Here is a 17,407-nt window from a genome sequence, read left to right on the forward strand (position 1 = left end):
GAGTAAACTGAAAATATAAAGCACCGCTATCTCATAATATGTTTTGTCATCCCAATAGAGAATGCTTCAAACCCTATAGATTCATAATAAGATTGCAATTTTTCCACACACATAAGTTGCGGAATAACCTTGTTTTGTTCGCAGTGATGGATTAATCGTTTCACTATGTCTTTTCCAATACCAATATACTGATACTCCGGCATTACACATACACCGCAAATAACACCTGTTATTACACCATCTGATATAACACGCCCCATACCAATTAATTGTTGCTCTTTAAATGCGTATATTGCATACCAACTTTGTTTACACATTTGTTCTAATTCATTCACTGTTAATTTAATAGAATTCCATCCTAAAGATTCATATAAAGCTAATAATTCATTAAATTTTGTAGGATGTTCACTTGTGTAGTGTATACTATTTTTCATGTAAATACTCCCTATTCTATAGTTTGTTAATGTTCCATAAAATTCTCCTTATGAAAATTGCGATTGACGTGAAAATAACTAGAACAAACTTCAATAAGAAAGATAGAATTCCTTCTCAACATAAAATAAAAAGAAGTTATCTCACTTGAGATAACTTCTTTTATGTAAGACTCTCATTATATTATCAACCAAAAAATATACAACTGCATACGATTAGCACAAACAAAACTAATAAACCATTTGAGAAATAACCCATTGAATACTACCCCTTTATTAAATTATGTAAAAGATTTTATCATAAAATGATTTACAACTTAATAACTGAAAAAGACATTGTATTCATTAGTTATATATGTTTAGTAATATTTTATTTTCGGTCATATTCTTCTTAACTTAAACCACTTCTCATCCCCTTATACTTAAGTTCAGATAACCTCAGAACAATACATAAGAAGACCTCAACTTATTGACGTCTTCTTTTCAACTACACTAATGGCTAATTCACGTTTTTTTATCAAATATATATAAACCCTTCACTAACAGAGACATGTATGAAATGCCTTCCCCAATACATAAACATCTATAATCTGATTATTAACATCCTTATAGCCTTTAAATCTCATCCTCAGTTATTCTAATAGCTCTCTTATTCGAAAAGATATTTTTAAAAATTCCTACTCCAAAAATTAATAAGCCTATACCAACTAACTTATTTATTTGTAATGGGACGATCTCCATTCCGAACAATCCAAATGTATCAATGGATAATGCAACGACCAATTGAGTAATAAGACTAATTAGCACCGTATATGCTGGACCTAAGCTCTTTATTGTACCCATTATACAAATAATTAACCCGATGCCAAACAGTCCACTTACATAAAACAAATAATTTGTAGTATACACTTTAATGTTAATACTGTTTTCTGTAATGATATAAAATAGAATAGAGCTAATGAGACCTATTCCAAGGACACATGTAGTCGTTAACCACTGTCCTACATTTTCATTTACTTTTGCATTAAAAACAGATTGTAAGCTAATTAATATTCCTGCCAATGTAGCTAAACTAAATCCAATCAAAATCTTCCTCTCCCTTTCATTGCTCATATATATTATCTTTAGCGACTTCCTTCATTCTAAAAAAATCTTTAATTACAATAACTCCATTCCTCTTTTCAATTAATTTTTCATTATAAAATTTTTGTAATACCCGTATTACGTGCCTATAACTTACCCCTATAAAATCCGCAATACTCGTTACCGAAGTTGCATCCAAATCCTCTTTATACATATTTCCGTTACTATCTGTTGAAATTGAAAGTAAATAACTAGCTACACGTACTTCTACAGGATAAAGTAAATTAAGAGCAGTAAAACGAGTCGATATTTTTAATGTGTTCGCAATGTTTTCAAGCAAGAACTTCATAAATATAGGATCATGTAATAACTTGTTTCTAATAACCGTATTAGAAATAGAGATTGCTACAACATCTGAACAAGCTTCAACGACATTATGTGCTTTGCTATTTTGAATTAATTCAATATCACCAACAATGGCCAATGGATTGATAAAGCGAAGAATTAGTTTCTTCCCTTCAGGTGTAATCGTATAAACTTTTACTTTACCTTTAACAACAAAATATAAACGATGCATTTCGTCATCTATATTGCAAATAAGCTCGCCTTTTTCAAAGTGATTTAATTGAAAATATGCTGTATCTATTTCTGAAAAAATCTCGAGCGTTTTATTGGTTTTCAAATAATGCGTAATTAAACCTGATCTATCCTCCATATTCATTTCCCCTTTCATTTACATATTAAATACAACAATACCTATAATCATTACTATTGTTCCCACAATATGATATCTCTCCATCTGTATCTTTTTTATATGAAACAGTCCTTTCATTTCAATAACTGTTGCCGTTAACAATTGAGCAACCATTAGTGTGCCGGCTGTCAATGTAACTCCTAATGCATATATCGCCATAGTTTCTGCACAAATAATGAATCCACCAAATGCACCCGCTGCTAAATATACTTTTTTCACACTCTTTAAATCTGTTACTTTCTCTTCTTTCTTTAACAAAAATACAGTTGTTGCAATAATGAATCCAATTAAATGCGTAATAATACTTGTCGACCATATACCAATATGTGAACTAAGTTTCGCATTAAATGTGCCTTGAAGTGTAATAAATATGCCAGCAAATACAGCAAATACAATGCCTTTCAAAAAATCATCTCCTCATCTTTTATTTCTGACTTAATTAAAAGCTATAATCCTATATAAACAAAAGGACAAATGTCACATCAGTATGAAAATAACTGCGAATGACCATAAAAAAACACACCTCAAAATAATTGAGATGTGTTTTTATCTTTTTATTATTATATATAATTTTAATAATTATAATTACGCTACATTAATAGGTTTATTCTTCAAAACAAACTTTCCAAATAAGAAACGCACAAGCGGCCCCATAATAATTAATTGTAATGGATACGCCATAATGAAGTTTTTAATAAAAATCGAGAAATACATTGAAACAAAAGATTCACCATGTAATCCATTATGAAAATACATCATTGCCATTCCATAAAACGACATGAAGAAAACCATTCCAATAACCATAGCTGTCGCCATCGCAATAATAATATTTACTTTTTTCGATTTATCAAATGGCAACATGAATACAATTTTTTTCGCACTAGGTCCAACGATACATATTTCAATTAATAGCGCAATAATAAATCCAATTAGTAGTTCTAATGCGATCTCCTTAATATGAATTGGCCCTCCTGATCCATTCGTTAGTAAATTGTAAAACGTCATTACGATAACCATCCCAAGGCACATCATCATACCAAATTGGAGGTTTTCCTTTCTTGTTGTTGGCAAAATTCATCATCCTTTCTCTTTGAGTCTTTGTCATTATATCGATATTGGAAACCTCTTCGTAAGTGAACATTTTGTGAACAAATTTAAAACGTTTTCATATATTTTCTTTACTTTCAAATCAAATTCTCACTTTTACTTATAAAGGTTTTATATATTTCAATGTTGAATTACTAAATTTAAACATTACTACTAGGAGGAGAACCATGAATGAACAAGGATTTTTCGTATATCATATCGTAACAAGGAAAAAAATGAAGATCGGACAAAGCATTCAATTTAATAAAAATCAAACTAATGCGCTATTCCACTTCTTTTTTGAAAGAAAACATTTAAATTCTAGTGGTGAAGATTCTATACAAATTTTAAAAGAACATTATACAAATGAAGAATTACATATAAAGAATGAAAATGCTACAGTAGTTATGAATTACATGGATCAAACAATTAGAGCCATTAGAGAAACGATTATGGAAATGGTTAGGCTGCAAGAATATCCTGATTATCCATCAAGATTGTCTTGTTTATATGCTGCTAAAAGCTATGAAGATGCTTTAAAATGGAAAGCATTATTTGATTCTTACAATCGAGAAGTTTTGCAGATTGTTAAACTACGAGTAATCGGAAGTTCTTTTGAAGGTGACGGGAATCTTTTACCGAAAGAAGATGCTATTCCTTTTTCTCAAAAAATGGAACAAGCTAGAGAATATTGGAAAGGAAATGTGAATAACGAACTCCCTGAGCTACTCATTAATGGCGAAATTGAAGTAGTCGAAATTATTGATGACTTTTCCTCAATTCATGTTTAATTTCTAACTAAATCAAATAGGATGGAGATTACAATGATGAAAAAAGTGTACTTCAATCATGATGGTGGTGTAGATGATTTAATTTCACTATTTTTATTACTTCAGATGGATAATGTCAAACTTACAGGTGTTTCAGTTATCCCTGCTGATTGCTATTTGGAACCAGCAATATCTGCAAGTCGCAAAATTATTGATCGCTTCAGCAAAGAATATATTAAAGTAGCCGCATCAAATTCCCGTGCGAAAAATCCATTTCCAAAAGACTGGCGGATGCATGCATTTTATGTAGATGCTTTACCAATTTTAAATGAGGCTGGAAAAGTTATAACACCTGTAGCAGCAAAGTCTGCACATCATCACTTAATAGAAACGCTTCTACAAACGGAAGGAAAAACAACTTTATTATTTACGGGACCCCTAACTGACCTTGCTCGTGCATTATATGAAGCTCCCATAGTCGAAGATAAAATTGAACGTCTCGTTTGGATGGGTGGTACATTTCTTGCAGCAGGCAATGTACATGAACCAGAGCATGATGGAACAGCTGAGTGGAATTCGTTTTGGGACCCTGAAGCAGTGGCTCGTGTATGGGATGCACAAATTAAAATCGACTTAGTGACACTAGAAAGTACAAACCAAGTTCCGTTAACTATAAACATACGTGAACAGTGGGCAAAAGAACGAAAGTATATTGGTATGGATTTCCTTGGTCAATGCTATGCAATGGTTCCCCCTCTCGTTCACTTCTCAACGAACTCTACCTACTATTTATGGGATGTACTAACTACCGCGCTTGTCGGAAACACTAACCTTGCAAAAACTGAAACAATTAATAGTATTGTTCATACATACGGACCAAGCCAAGGACGTACAGAGGAAACTGCTGATGGACGACCTGTAAATGTCGTTTACGATGTAAAACACGATGTTTTCTTTGAATATATTACTAAATTAGCTAAAAAAGCTGCTACTTGAAACCTCAATAACACGAAAAAAATTTATTAAGAATGATATACTTTAATTAATATAACATGAGGTGATAAGATGGATTATGAGTTACTAAAAGAACGAATAGAAATTATAACTTCTAGAATTAAATACATAGGTGGTGAAGTTCAAGAAGTTTGTATAGATGAACCATCTTCCCTTGAACAAATAATCCAAGTAGAAGAAAAACTGGGTATTAAACTACCAAATAGCTTCAAAAAAGTACTTTTAGAGTTCTCAGGAAATTTTAGCTTACGCTGGTTTTTACCTGACGATGTAGAGCTACCAAATGAACTTACTGATATTTTTTGCGGAACACCCCACTAGAGTTTAGAAAGTCTTTCTGAATTCGAAAAAGAACGTAAAGACTTGGTTGACGAGTTTTTTTCAAATCTAGATGATGAATATGATGTAGTTTGGCACAACAAATTAGCATTTTGTGAAGTGGGAAATGGAGATTATTTAGCATTTGATATGAAAGATGATATAGATGCTCCAATAATTTACCTAAGCCACGACGATGGAGAAGGACATGGGTATAAGATTGCGAATAATTTCATTGAATTCATTGAGAATTGGTCAAGAGTAGCTTTTGTAGGATGCGAAGATTGGCAGTGGTTACCTTTCACTACTAGTTTTGAAAGTGGTATAAATCCAGATGATGAACCAGCCAAAAAATTTAGAAATTGCTTGGGACTTAATATTTAAAAGAGTATTGAATTAAATTTCAATACTCTTTTTGTGCAATTTAATTATATTGGATTAATGTAGTGTCTTATTGATTATTCATTTCATAACCATTGACAAAATAAGTTATTGTTTCTAACTCATCTTCATTTAATTCTCTATCTAGTTCTTGTTTATACGCTGCCTTTATCTTCTCTTCATCGCCTTTATGCATTTCTGTATAAGTTCCTACTGCTTTTAACATGCGAATCTCTTGTAAAAACTCCTCTCGATTTATCGCTTCCCCATGAGAAAGAATATATGTCTCAGCATCAAATTTTTCTAATTCATCTATTAATGCAAACATTCTTTTCGTCGTATAGTTCCACTTCGAAGAAAAAATATCTGCATATATACAGTCTCCTAAAAATAATATCTTTTCTTCTTTCACGTAAATAACAACTGAATCATGTGCATGATCTCCGCCCACATGTTTTAACACGCATGTCACTTCACCAAGATCTAATTCCATTTGATTCTGGAACGTTAAGGTCGGAGGAATAATGTTAATATTTCTCGCTTTTTCTTCAAACTCTTTTTTTATGCAATCCGCACAAAATGCAATTTCAGTACCCTCTTTTACGCGTGCGTCCAAAGCTTCATCTGTCCATTCATAAGAAACAAGTTTACGCATCTCTTTTTTCGTTTCAGAATGTGCAATAGACAATACATCTTGTAGTACAGGCAATCCAAAAATATGATCCCAATGCCAATGGGTTAGTGCTACGAAATCTGGATTCGATACATTTTGTTCTTTTAACATTTCTAAAAATAATTGTGCATGTTCTTCTGAATTCCCTGCATCAATCATTAACGTTTTTTCTTGTCCAACGACCATTCCTAAGATAGGTCTATCTGTTTCAGAAACAGGTGTCATATACCAAAATGAGTTTCCTATTTTTTTAATTTGTTGCATAACCAATTCCCCTTTTCATTTCCTCACTTAAGTTTAATATATAGATTATAACGAATCACTACTTTTTTCTCTATACTCAAACACAATTACTTGGACTATTCTAACTTTCCTTTTCGTAAGCTAAAAATAAGTGGAAGAATCGGAGTGTGATACTATGGAACGATTATGGATTCCAATGATTGTTACGTTTTTTTCATTTGGTGGATTACTATTAGGCGGTGCTGTTGGAGTAGCAACACGCCAACTCATTGAAGAAAAGATGCATCGTTTATACGCATTATGTGGCGGAATTTTACTTGGGCTTTTATCCCTTGAAATTATTCCTGAAACATTTTCAAGCTACGAAATGATTGGGCCTATACTTGGTATAGCCATCGGTATTTTAGTTATGAGCTTATTAGATAACTATTGTCACCATCCAATGATACATAAAAAAGATCAACAAGCATGGCAAACCTTCCTTTTTCTCTCTTTCGCTATATTTATTCATAATATACCTAGTGGATTTGCGTTAGGTACAGCTTTTATAAATCATAATGACTCTGCCATTCCCTTTTTAATAGCAATTGTCGTTCACCATATTCCAGAAGGATTAGCTTTAATTATTCCATTTCTTTTTACAAAACATAAATATATTTCCTTTTTATTAACGACTTTATTACTTTCGCTTATTCTCGGTACTGGCACAGTTTTTGGCATTTTGATGGAAGGAAAAGCTCTTCACCTGCAAGGGCTCATTATGGGAAGTGCTATTGGTTCACTTGGATATGTCACAATTCATGAAATGCTTTGGAAAGCTAAGAAACAGCTCTCTTTCCTTACATTTCTAATGTGGGCGACTAGTGGTTTTTTACTAATAACAGTGTTCACTTTATTCGCTGGTCATCATTAAAGTTGCTAAAGTAAAACTTTTGTTCCTCCCACACTGATTCTTAGATTACAAATAACCAGATAAATTTTCTTATTTGTATATTTTTCCTTTTTATCCAAAACATAATGTTATCTACCTATTATAAGGAGGAACACTTATGTTTGGGAAAACAGCCGGTGAAGCATTAGTTGATTTATTAATTGACTGGGGAGTAGAACACATATACGGTATGCCTGGAGATTCCATCAATTCTATCATTGAAGCTTTAAGAAAAAAACAAGATAAAATTAAATTCATTCAAGTTCGCCATGAAGAAGCTGGTGCATTAGCAGCGGCTGCCTATGCAAAATTAACAGGAAAACTTGGCGTTTGTATGGCAATTGCAGGACCTGGTGCTATTCATTTATTAAATGGTTTATATGATGCGAAACTCGATAAAGCCCCTGTTCTAGCAATTTCAGGTCAAGTAGAAACCGATTTACTTGGAACCGACTTTTTCCAAGAAGTAAATTTAGAAAGAATGTTTGATGATGTTGCGGTTTATAACCAGCGTATTATGTCAGCAGAACAGCTACCTGCTGTCGTGAATCAAGCGATTCGAATGGCTTATACGAAAAAAGGGGTCTCTGTTCTTACAATTCCTGATGATGTTCCGAAATTCGAAGTAAAAAGTGGTGCTCGAGTTACAAATACTTCCTTTACATTACCTGATTTATTTCCTCAAGAAGAAGATTTAGATGCTGCAAAACTCGCAATTAATGAAGCGAAAAAGCCTGTTATTTTAGCTGGAAAAGGTACGAAACATGCGAGAGAATCTTTACTTGCATTGGCAGAACATATTGGTGCTCCAATCGTACTTACATTGCCAGCTAAAGGAATTATTCCTGATGAACACCCTCTTTGTATTGGTGGATTAGGATTAATTGGCACGAAACCTTCTTATGAAGCAATGAAGCATGCAGATACTTTAATTATGGTCGGTACTTCTTATCCGTTCACCGGCTTCTTACCTGAAAAAGCAAAAACAATTCATATCGATACAGATCCTGCCCAAATCGGGAAACGTTATGCGACAGATATTGGTTTAGCTGGTGATGCTGATAAAACATTACGATGGTTAATTGAAAATGTTGAAGAACACACAGACCATTCCTTCTTAGAACATCACCAAGAAATGATGAAAAAGTGGGAAGAAAAATTACACGATCAAGAAGAAGACTCTTCCATTCCAATTAAACCACAACGCGTTATGCATGCTCTGCAGCAAGTAGCACATGATGACGCAATTCTATCAGTCGATGTCGGAAATGTAACAGTATGGACCGCAAGGCACTTCCGTATGACAAACCAGCAATTTGTCATTTCTAGCTGGCTCGCAACACTTGGTTGCGGTTTACCTGGTGCTCTTGCTGGAAAAATTGCATTCCCAGATAAACAAGTATTTGCAGTTTGTGGTGATGGCGGATTTGGAATGACGATGAATGACTTCGTAACAGCTGTAAAATATAAATTGCCAATCGTTGTCGTCGTATTAAACAATAATAAAATTGCGATGATTAAATTCGAGCAAGAAGTTATGGGTAATATCGAATTCGAAACAGATTTAACGAACCCTGATTTTGCAAAATATGCAGAGGCGTGTGGAGGTATTGGATACCGTGTTGAGAATTTAGATGAACTACTTCCCGCTTTCGAAAATGCAGTAAAACAAAATAAACCATGTATTATTGATGTAGTTGTAGATGCTAACGAAGCACCAATGCCAGCAAAAATCACATTTGGTCAAGCCGCTGGTTATACGAAACATATGATAAAAGAATTATTTGAAGAAGGTAAGATTGATTTACCACCATTTTAAGAGAAAAAAGATAGCTGAAAACAATTTGTCTTCAGCTATCTTTTTTATTTTTGTATCTCTCTATAAAAAGAAAAGTCATCCATAGTTGGTTGTACTTGTTTCTCTACTTGTAATTCTTTACTTTCCCTCTCTAGCTTTCTCACATTTCCTAACTTAATCGCATCTTGCATGCTATTACTAATTAGATTTCCAGCTAAAATTGTCATACTATAAAAAGCAATCGGTATAAGTACAATCCATGTATGAGTAGTTAAATGACGGAAGTTTTGACCAATTAGGCCGGTCCATTCTTTTGTTACACTATCTGCCTCTGTACCAAAGATAATTGTTCCGCCAAAAAATAACTCTAACAAGCCAAGATGCAAGAGAAGTAATAAAGTACTCACAAATTGTTGAGCAACAAGTAAAAAAAATGATGGTAATACGTGTGGCCATACGTGATTTTTCACTCTATGCCATTTACTGCCCCCAAGCACAGTTGCTGCCATCATAAATTCTTCTCTTTTTATCCGACGGACTTCCTGCGCTGTATATAACATAATTGTTGGTACCGCTAAACATGTAAGGATAACCATTTGAAATATTACCCTTAAATGAAACGGCTCTGGTACTGTCCCATTTTCAAACACTAAAACTTCCTTTAACACAAAAAAAGAGATCATAACCATAGGTACAATGCTGAACGGATCAAAAAAAGATGCTATAACTGGAAAAGAACGTTTGCTATACATACCAAGAAGCAAACCAATACCTCCTCCAACTATAACTCGTAGAATCGCTATAATTACGCTCGCACCAACTGTCCATTTCGCTCCTTCTATTATTAGCTGGAAAAGATCGCGTCCTTTCTCATCACTACCGAACCAAAATTTATTCGACGGTGAAAATGGAGCAGCCTCTAGTTCTCCTTTTTCGTTATACATCATCGTAAGTTCACGGATATTCCCATCGAAAAATAAAGTATTTCCAATACTAATAATCATAAGTACGCTTAAAAAAGTAACACCAAACCAAAATCTCACATCTCTTTTTACAACTTGCCACATGCTAAACACGCTCCTTTATTACATTTTGTAAAAACGTATGTAATAAACGAAATAGTATAAAAAGCGGTACGTATAATATAATTAAACTTACTGTAAATATTTCTAATTTCGAATTTTCTTTTACAAAAACAAACATACCGTACGTATTAAATATCCATTCAATAATATATAAATTTGATAACATAAATAAAATATTTGTTTTTGCATAATAGATTGTTGTTAACAAAACATTTCTTGAAATATGATTTGTTAAAATATGTCGTAAACTAAGCCCTTTACTTTTAGCAAATATACTATAATCTTTCTCTAATTCTTCTCTGAAACGTAATAGTAGTAGCTTAATAAATAATAGTGTTGTAGGCAAAGTTAGACATATTATTGGCAATAGGCGAGCCCTTTCCTCCCCAATCCCCGCTAGTTTTACTGGCATAAAGCCTGTCTTTTGAAAGATTATTACGACTAGAAGTTGCGATAATAAAATTATTAAAATATCTGGGATGCTTTCAAGTACGACAAAAATCCCATTCCACATTCGTTGCTTTGATTGAGACCGTTGTAATACCCACACAACGAGAACATACGCAATAAGTAATGACAGTAAAAATGCCGAAATAAATACAAACATTGTCTCTAAATAATGAATCCATATTTGCGGAAATAATTTCCTCGAATCTCGAAATCCATATGTAATTTCCCAAGGTTGGAGTAACTTTCCTCCAATAAACACAATCGTGTTCCAAAAACCAATTAAATCAATTTGTAATCCCTTAAATAATCGAGGGAGCGCACCTAAACAGATTATACATAGAATTGTAGCGAATAATTGTAAACAAGTAATCCCACACCACTTAGCAGTTCGCATCAACATAACTATCACCCCTTTAAAAAAGAATATTCAGAAAAAACAAACCTCTTCAACCATACCTTGAATTCGCTTTTTCCCACTTAGTAAAATAGCTTGGAATAAACACGTAACAAAAAATAATCAACCAAACACGATAAATCCCAAAAGTAATTTTTTAAAAGTTTCATTTAGGTATATATACCTAATCCCTTCTTTAAACTCTGTTATTAACATCTTCAAATTAACTTCTTTCCATTTTGTTCTACCATTTGGTAAACAAACTTTTTCTGGAATGGAGATTGTTTGAATCAAAATACCACTCATAATAAAAGTGAGCGTATTTACTAAAATGCTCCCGTAAATTCCAAAAGTTCAGTACACCATCGTTGCAATTCCTACACCAAATAAAGCATACAAACTATTTACCATTTGATTAATACCCGCTGCTGCACCATATTGGTCTGATTCAACTACTCCCTGTATCATCGATTGTTCTGATGGAGAGAAAAATTGTATACATGCATTTTCCAAAAATAAAAATATAAAGACAAGTATAATCATCCCGTAATAAAGCGAAATTAGGATTCCAATATTACAGAGCGAACAACATATGTTACTTACTGTACAAATACGTTGTCTATCAAATCGATCCACTACTGTCCCTACTAATAGAAAAAAGATTAATGCAGGTAATGCAATCATAATTTTTGTCATCGTTGCGTAAACTGGTTGTTTTCCGTATTGATCTAACAAGTAAAACATTAAAGAAATTCCAGCAATCATAGAACCGAGTCGCTCTAAAATATTTGCTAGAAAAAACGTGCATACACTTTGTTGCGAAATAACTGTAGCATTTCTTTCATACTTCGTATCCTTCCTCTCGACAAAATAGTATTATTTTAGTCATTTCTTGGAAGTTACATTATATTTTTCGACCATTATCCAATCTTTTCCTTCTTTATAAAAAACATAAAAAAGAGCCCCTATTTTCAAAACAAGGACTCTTTTCATAAAATAAAACTTTAATCAGCCCTCACCAATCGGGCTGCCTGGCAAATAGCGGGATAAACTATTTAGCTACCTCTTCTTTCGGCATTACCATACCTTTATAAAGTTGAACAGTTATCCAGTAATAGATGAAATAAATGACTAAGAATATCCCAATTGGCACCCACACTTTTACAAACGGGTCAACTAATATAAAGCTGAATAAGTTAAGCCCTACTAAAACGTGAGAAATGCCAATGATTGCTGGGAAGATAAATAAATATGAAATTTCTTTATATATACTTTTCGTTAGCATACTGCGTCTCACACCAATTTTTCGTAACATTTCATAACGGCGTACATCACGAGAAGCACCTGTTAATATTTTGAACATAAGGGAACTCGCCATCATTGCTAAAAAGGCAATTCCGAGGAAAAATCCCATAAACATTGTTCCGCTCATGAAGCTGTTCATAAACTGATAAATTGTCATTTTCGTAAATAAGTCTACCTTTTCACCTGTTGCTTTTTCAATTTGTGCTTTTTGTCTCTTGTCTATTTCGATCAATAACGGTTTATATTTTTTCATATCATCTACTTTTGCTAATGTTACAGTGTGTTCTGTTCCTTGAATTCCTTTATAATGCTCTTCGTCTGCAATTCTTACTGGTTTTCCGCTAAATTGATTATGCGTAATTTGTATCTCTCTTACAACTGCGTCTTCCCAATCCTTTGGCATACGAGGGAATTTTGCTAATTCAGGAGCCTCTAAAGCTGAATATACAGGTTCAGTTAAAGGTTCAGTCACACGTTTACGAACAGGCTCTTTTAACGTTTTTGTATCAAAATGGTCTGAAACAAGTGGTGGTTTCGCAGTTAAGTCGTTACGTAAATAATAAACCGCTTCTCCATCTACTTTATAGTTGTACTTGCTTTCTTCAACAATTTCCATTTCTTTTAAGGCAGCTTTGTCTTGATCATTCGGATCATGAATTACAACATCATATACACGAGAAAAGTCTGTCATAATACCTACATTTTTTTGGAAAGCCATACCTGCCGTCATCGCACCTGCGCCTAATGCAATTAACATCGCTACAGTACCTAATACTCTCGATAAACTATTTACTCGAAAGCGTAGCTGTGCATATGTAAAACTATTTAGACCAGTTTCATTTCGTTTTTTATTCCCCTTAATTTTCATCACAAAAAATGGGAGTAATGAACTAAAGATAAAATATGTTCCAAGTGTTGTAACGATGGTTGCTATAATAAAACCTAATTCAGCATATATTTTTACATTGATCATAAAATAGTACCCTATACTTACTAGTAATACACCAAGTACTGTCATTATAATAATGCGAGTTTTACTTTTCTTCACTTCATCTAGTGTTTCATCTTCACGAATTAACTCTAGTTCAGTTTTACGTAACAATCGGACACTGTTCATTAAGCCAGTAATGAAAAATAGTATTAAGAAGAAAATAGCTGTAACTAAAATTGCTGGTGTGTATACAGATGCATAACTACCTTTTGCTGAAATTTCCATTCCATTCATTAAAAAGTTTCCTGCTACACTTGCAAGTAACATCCCTACTAAAATACCGATAATAATACTGACAATACCCATACCGAATGTTTCAATAAATAATAACTGTGCTACTTTTTTCTTTTTTGCACCAAGCATCATGTACATACCGAGTTCTTTTCTTCTTAACGTGAGTAAGAAAGAGTTGGCATATATAATATAAAATACAGTAATGAAAGATAATAGTATTGCACCTACCCAAAAGACGAGTCTAATACTACTAATTAGGCTATTATCTTTCGTAAATTCGCTATTCATCGCCATCGTTTGGAACATATAGAAAATACTAATACTAATAACGAGGCCAATAAGTAAAACCATATAATCTTTTAACATTTTTTTCATACTATGACGTGATAATTTAAATAACATAGTTTCGCCCCCTACTTAGACTCAGCAGCTGAGCCCATATGAGCGAGCACACCTAAAATGTCTTGATAGAAATTCTCTCTAGTGCCTTGACGATTTAATTCTTTATAAAGAAGACCATCTTGAATAAATAAAATACGCTCACAATAACTTGCACTAAATGCATCATGTGTAACCATCAAAATACTTACATTGTGATTTTCATGTAAATCTTGCATTGCTTCTAATAAACTTTTTGCGTTTTTACTATCAAGCGCACCTGTCGGTTCATCTGCTAATACAATTGCTGGATTATGTACTAAAGCTCTTGCCGCCGCTGTTCTTTGCTTTTGTCCACCAGAAACAGCAGTTGGATATTTTGTTAAAATTTCAGTAATTCCTAATTTCTTCGCAACGTCATTTACCTTTCCAGTAATCTCACTTGATGGTACGCCTTGCAGAGAAAGTGGTAAAGCTATATTTTCATAAATTGATAAGTTTTCTAGTAGATTAAAATCTTGAAAAATGAAACCTAATTTTTGAGAGCGAAAATCAGATAACGCATTGCCCTTCATAGAAGTAATATTTGTACCAGCTATCGTCACACTACCACCTGTCGCTTGGTCAAGTGTACTTATCACATTAAGTAAAGTCGTTTTTCCAGACCCAGAAGGACCCATAATCCCGACAAATTCTCCTTCTTTAATACTTAACGATACACCCCTTAATGCTTTTGACTGATTCTCATTTCTTTTTCCATACGTTTTTTCTACACTTTCTACAGTAACTACATTTGTTGACATCTCTTTCACTCCATCCCTTTTGTATAAAATTAATTTCTCACATATTTCTTATTATTTTGTCATGTAAATCCTTAAGATTTTTTTAATTATTCATTCAATAAGAGTTACACCTGTAACATGAACCTATTTCCTACTTCATATTCTCATTTTTCTACAACTCGTTCCCTCGATTTCGCTTACATTTACCTTACATTTTTGTAAGATAAAAAAGAAAACACACTAATTTCTAATAGTGTGTTTTCTTTACAATCAATATTTTCTATTCTTTATTTCTTCTTCAATAGTTGCCACAAATACATCTAGTGCAATAACTTCTGACTTCTCTTCCCCATATTTACGTACATTTACAGCTCCGTTTTCCATTTCCTTATCTCCAATAACAAGAACATACGGTACTTTTTGCATTTGTGCTTCTCTTATTTTATATCCTAATTTTTCATCTCGTGCATCTTGTTCAACACGAACTCCAGCTTGTGCTAATTTAAGTGCAATCTCATTGGCATATTGTTCATGTACTGCATTTGAAACTGGAATTACTTTCACTTGAACTGGTGCCACCCATGCCGGGAACGCACCTCCAAAGTGCTCAATTAATATTGCTAAGAAGCGATCTAATGACCCTAAAACTGCCCTGTGAATAACAACTGGTCTTTTCTTTTCATTATTTTCATCTATATAATTTAAATCAAATTTCTCTGGCATTTGGAAATCAAGCTGGATTGTTCCGCACTGGTGACTTCTATTTAAAGCATCTTTAATATGAAAATCAATTTTCGGCCCGTAAAATGCACCGTCACCTTCATTTAGTCTATATTTATAATTTAGCGATTGTAATACATTTTCTAATGCTGCTTCTGCTTGCTCCCATAATTTATCATCACCCATTGAGTCTTCTGGACGAGTAGAAAGCTCTACTTCATATTCGAATCCAAAAGTTTTATATACGTAATCAATTTGCGCCATTACGGATTTGATTTCATTTTCAATTTGTTTTGGAGTTACAAATAAATGTGCATCATCTTGGCAGAAAGTACGTACTCTTAATAATCCGTTTAACGCACCACTAAATTCATGGCGATGTACTTGACCGAATTCACACATACGAATCGGTAATTCACGATAAGAATGCAATTTATTTTTAAACATAAGCATGTGCCCTGGACAGTTCATCGGTTTTAATGCAAAACTTTTATTATCTACTTCAGAGAAATACATATTATCTTTATAATGTCCCCAGTGCCCTGATCTCTCCCATACTTCTTGGTTCATCATGAACGGAGTGCGTACTTCTTGATAATTGTACTCTTTTTGAATTTCTCTTAAAAATGCTTCCAATTCGTTACGAATCATTTGTCCTTTCGGTAAATAAAACGGCATTCCCGGAGCCTCTTCAGAAAACATAAATAACTCAAGCTCATTGCCTAACTTACGATGATTTCTTTTTGTTGCTTCTTCAACGAAATGTAAATACTCTTCTAATTCTTTTTGAGAAGAGAATGCAACACCATATATGCGCTGAAGCACTTGGTTATTACTATCACCTCGCCAATATGCACCGGAAACGTGAGTTAATTGAAATGATTTCAAATAACCTGTTGATGGTAAATGTGGCCCTCTACATAAATCTACAAATTCACCTTGTTTATATAGTGTTACACTTTCCCCACTAGGAATTGCTTCTAAAAGTTCTAATTTCAAGCGATCGTTCATTTCTTGAAACAGTTTTGCTGCTTCTTCTCGAGAAACCTCAACTCGTTCTATCTTTATATTTTCATTTATAATCTTTTTCATTTCTTTTTCGATTTTTCGTAAATCTTCTACGTTTACACTACTTGGAAGATCCATATCATAATAAAATCCATTTTCAATAACAGGCCCCACCCCAAGATTTATATCACCATACATTCTTTTTACAGCTTGCGCTAAAATATGTGCCGCAGAGTGTCTTGTAATTTCTACACCTTCATTTGAATCTATAGTAATGATTTCTACCTCCGCATTTTCTTCAATCTTTCGGCGTAAATCATATAACCCATCATTCACTTTCCCCGCGACTGCTTTCTTTTTCAAACTACTGCTAATGGATCCCGCAATTTCTTCTAAAGTAATTCCTTTTACAAATTCTTTCACGCTACCATCTGGAAATTTAATTTCAATCATTTGTTCTTTCATTTTTCATCTCTCCATTTCATAATAAAAAGCACACTCATCCCTAACATAGGGACGAGCGTGCTTTTACCCGTGGTTCCACCCAGATTCCCATCACAAAATGCAATGGCTTCTTT

Annotated in this window: 15 protein-coding genes, 2 pseudogenes and 1 other annotated feature (1 of these 18 running past the window's edge); of the genes and pseudogenes, 5 read left to right on the top strand and 12 right to left on the bottom strand. The window is 33.4% G+C overall.

Annotated elements, in window-relative coordinates; translation table 11 throughout:
* Positions 1-26: 26 nt before the first annotated feature.
* From ACTFN4_RS18050 to ACTFN4_RS18070, 5 genes are all read right to left on the bottom strand, one after another.
* Positions 27-434, bottom strand: coding sequence for a GNAT family N-acetyltransferase (locus ACTFN4_RS18050; protein ID WP_061457169.1), 408 nt, complete (start codon positions 432-434; stop codon positions 27-29).
* Positions 435-1,046: 612 nt separating this feature from the next.
* Positions 1,047-1,517, bottom strand: a complete 471-nt coding sequence (locus tag ACTFN4_RS18055) for a DMT family transporter (protein WP_439962640.1) — start codon at positions 1,515-1,517, stop codon at positions 1,047-1,049.
* A 16-nt stretch (positions 1,518-1,533) separates the two neighbouring features.
* Complete coding sequence (locus tag ACTFN4_RS18060) at positions 1,534-2,229, bottom strand: Crp/Fnr family transcriptional regulator (RefSeq protein WP_000390196.1); 696 nt, start codon at positions 2,227-2,229, stop codon at positions 1,534-1,536.
* A gap of 18 nt (positions 2,230-2,247) precedes the next feature.
* Positions 2,248-2,673, bottom strand: coding sequence for a DMT family transporter (locus ACTFN4_RS18065; RefSeq protein WP_000676414.1), 426 nt, complete (start codon positions 2,671-2,673; stop codon positions 2,248-2,250).
* A 180-nt stretch (positions 2,674-2,853) separates the two neighbouring features.
* A complete protein-coding gene (locus ACTFN4_RS18070) occupies positions 2,854-3,339 on the bottom strand; it encodes a hypothetical protein (protein WP_001143427.1) in 486 nt (161 codons plus the stop codon).
* 203 nt (positions 3,340-3,542) lie between these two features.
* On the opposite strand from ACTFN4_RS18070, the gene ACTFN4_RS18075 reads away from it, so the two are divergent.
* The 3 genes and pseudogenes from ACTFN4_RS18075 to ACTFN4_RS18085 all read left to right on the top strand — a co-directional run bounded on the left by ACTFN4_RS18075 (position 3,543) and on the right by ACTFN4_RS18085 (position 5,840).
* Complete coding sequence (locus ACTFN4_RS18075) at positions 3,543-4,145, top strand: DUF2441 domain-containing protein (protein WP_439962641.1); 603 nt, start codon at positions 3,543-3,545, stop codon at positions 4,143-4,145.
* A gap of 21 nt (positions 4,146-4,166) precedes the next feature.
* Positions 4,167-5,120, top strand: a complete 954-nt coding sequence (locus tag ACTFN4_RS18080; RefSeq protein WP_439962642.1) for a nucleoside hydrolase — start codon at positions 4,167-4,169, stop codon at positions 5,118-5,120.
* A 69-nt stretch (positions 5,121-5,189) separates the two neighbouring features.
* A pseudogene (locus ACTFN4_RS18085) lies at positions 5,190-5,840 on the top strand (SMI1/KNR4 family protein).
* A gap of 67 nt (positions 5,841-5,907) precedes the next feature.
* Here the strand turns inward: ACTFN4_RS18085 and ACTFN4_RS18090 are convergent.
* Complete coding sequence (locus ACTFN4_RS18090; RefSeq protein ID WP_439962643.1) at positions 5,908-6,774, bottom strand: MBL fold metallo-hydrolase; 867 nt, start codon at positions 6,772-6,774, stop codon at positions 5,908-5,910.
* A 154-nt stretch (positions 6,775-6,928) separates the two neighbouring features.
* On the opposite strand from ACTFN4_RS18090, the gene ACTFN4_RS18095 reads away from it, so the two are divergent.
* Both ACTFN4_RS18095 and ACTFN4_RS18100 read left to right on the top strand, forming a co-directional pair.
* Entirely contained in the window at positions 6,929-7,666 is a 738-nt protein-coding gene (locus ACTFN4_RS18095; protein WP_000440626.1) for a ZIP family metal transporter, read from the top strand.
* A 136-nt stretch (positions 7,667-7,802) separates the two neighbouring features.
* On the top strand, positions 7,803-9,503 hold the full coding sequence (locus ACTFN4_RS18100) for a pyruvate oxidase (RefSeq protein ID WP_439962644.1): 1,701 nt from the start codon (positions 7,803-7,805) through the stop codon (positions 9,501-9,503).
* Positions 9,504-9,547: 44 nt separating this feature from the next.
* Here the strand turns inward: ACTFN4_RS18100 and ACTFN4_RS18105 are convergent, their stop codons facing one another.
* From ACTFN4_RS18105 to thrS, 6 genes and pseudogenes are all read right to left on the bottom strand, one after another.
* Positions 9,548-10,549 (bottom strand): ABC transporter permease subunit, encoded by a 1,002-nt coding sequence (locus ACTFN4_RS18105; RefSeq protein ID WP_439962645.1) that lies wholly within the window; start codon positions 10,547-10,549, stop codon positions 9,548-9,550.
* Position 10,550: 1 nt separating this feature from the next.
* Positions 10,551-11,417 carry an ABC transporter permease subunit gene (locus ACTFN4_RS18110; RefSeq protein WP_000929107.1) on the bottom strand — a complete coding sequence of 289 codons (867 nt, stop codon included), beginning with the start codon at positions 11,415-11,417 and terminating at the stop codon, positions 10,551-10,553.
* A 120-nt stretch (positions 11,418-11,537) separates the two neighbouring features.
* Positions 11,538-12,256: pseudogene (locus ACTFN4_RS18115) on the bottom strand (MFS transporter); the annotation flags it as partial.
* Between the two features lie 206 nt (positions 12,257-12,462).
* Positions 12,463-14,343 (bottom strand): FtsX-like permease family protein, encoded by a 1,881-nt coding sequence (locus tag ACTFN4_RS18120; RefSeq protein WP_063245809.1) that lies wholly within the window; start codon positions 14,341-14,343, stop codon positions 12,463-12,465.
* A gap of 11 nt (positions 14,344-14,354) precedes the next feature.
* Positions 14,355-15,122: an ABC transporter ATP-binding protein gene (locus ACTFN4_RS18125; protein ID WP_000106426.1), complete on the bottom strand. Its 768-nt coding sequence runs from the start codon at positions 15,120-15,122 to the stop codon at positions 14,355-14,357.
* A gap of 249 nt (positions 15,123-15,371) precedes the next feature.
* Complete coding sequence (gene thrS / locus ACTFN4_RS18130; protein WP_048656799.1) at positions 15,372-17,294, bottom strand: threonine--tRNA ligase; 1,923 nt, start codon at positions 17,292-17,294, stop codon at positions 15,372-15,374.
* Between the two features lie 44 nt (positions 17,295-17,338).
* Positions 17,339-17,407: a binding site (T-box leader), on the bottom strand (it continues 153 nt past the right edge of the window).

This window comes from Bacillus cereus group sp. MYBK95-2 (assembly GCF_051915225.1).
GTDB classification, from domain to species: Bacteria; Bacillota; Bacilli; order Bacillales; family Bacillaceae_G; genus Bacillus_A; species Bacillus_A cereus.

Excerpts from the sequence above, each read along its gene's own strand:
- ACTFN4_RS18050 (WP_061457169.1), bottom strand. The coding sequence starts at position 434 with ATGAAAAATAGTATACACTACACAAGTGAACATCCTACAAAATTTAAT.
- ACTFN4_RS18060 (WP_000390196.1), bottom strand. The coding sequence starts at position 2,229 with ATGGAGGATAGATCAGGTTTAATTACGCATTATTTGAAAACCAATAAA.
- ACTFN4_RS18075 (WP_439962641.1), top strand. The coding sequence starts at position 3,543 with ATGAATGAACAAGGATTTTTCGTATATCATATCGTAACAAGGAAAAAA.
- ACTFN4_RS18080 (WP_439962642.1), top strand. The coding sequence starts at position 4,167 with ATGGAGATTACAATGATGAAAAAAGTGTACTTCAATCATGATGGTGGT.
- ACTFN4_RS18090 (WP_439962643.1), bottom strand. The coding sequence starts at position 6,774 with ATGCAACAAATTAAAAAAATAGGAAACTCATTTTGGTATATGACACCT.
- ACTFN4_RS18095 (WP_000440626.1), top strand. The coding sequence starts at position 6,929 with ATGGAACGATTATGGATTCCAATGATTGTTACGTTTTTTTCATTTGGT.
- ACTFN4_RS18100 (WP_439962644.1), top strand. The coding sequence starts at position 7,803 with ATGTTTGGGAAAACAGCCGGTGAAGCATTAGTTGATTTATTAATTGAC.
- ACTFN4_RS18105 (WP_439962645.1), bottom strand. The coding sequence starts at position 10,549 with ATGTGGCAAGTTGTAAAAAGAGATGTGAGATTTTGGTTTGGTGTTACT.
- ACTFN4_RS18110 (WP_000929107.1), bottom strand. The coding sequence starts at position 11,417 with ATGTTGATGCGAACTGCTAAGTGGTGTGGGATTACTTGTTTACAATTA.
- ACTFN4_RS18120 (WP_063245809.1), bottom strand. The coding sequence starts at position 14,343 with ATGTTATTTAAATTATCACGTCATAGTATGAAAAAAATGTTAAAAGAT.
- ACTFN4_RS18125 (WP_000106426.1), bottom strand. The coding sequence starts at position 15,122 with ATGTCAACAAATGTAGTTACTGTAGAAAGTGTAGAAAAAACGTATGGA.
- thrS (WP_048656799.1), bottom strand. The coding sequence starts at position 17,294 with ATGAAAGAACAAATGATTGAAATTAAATTTCCAGATGGTAGCGTGAAA.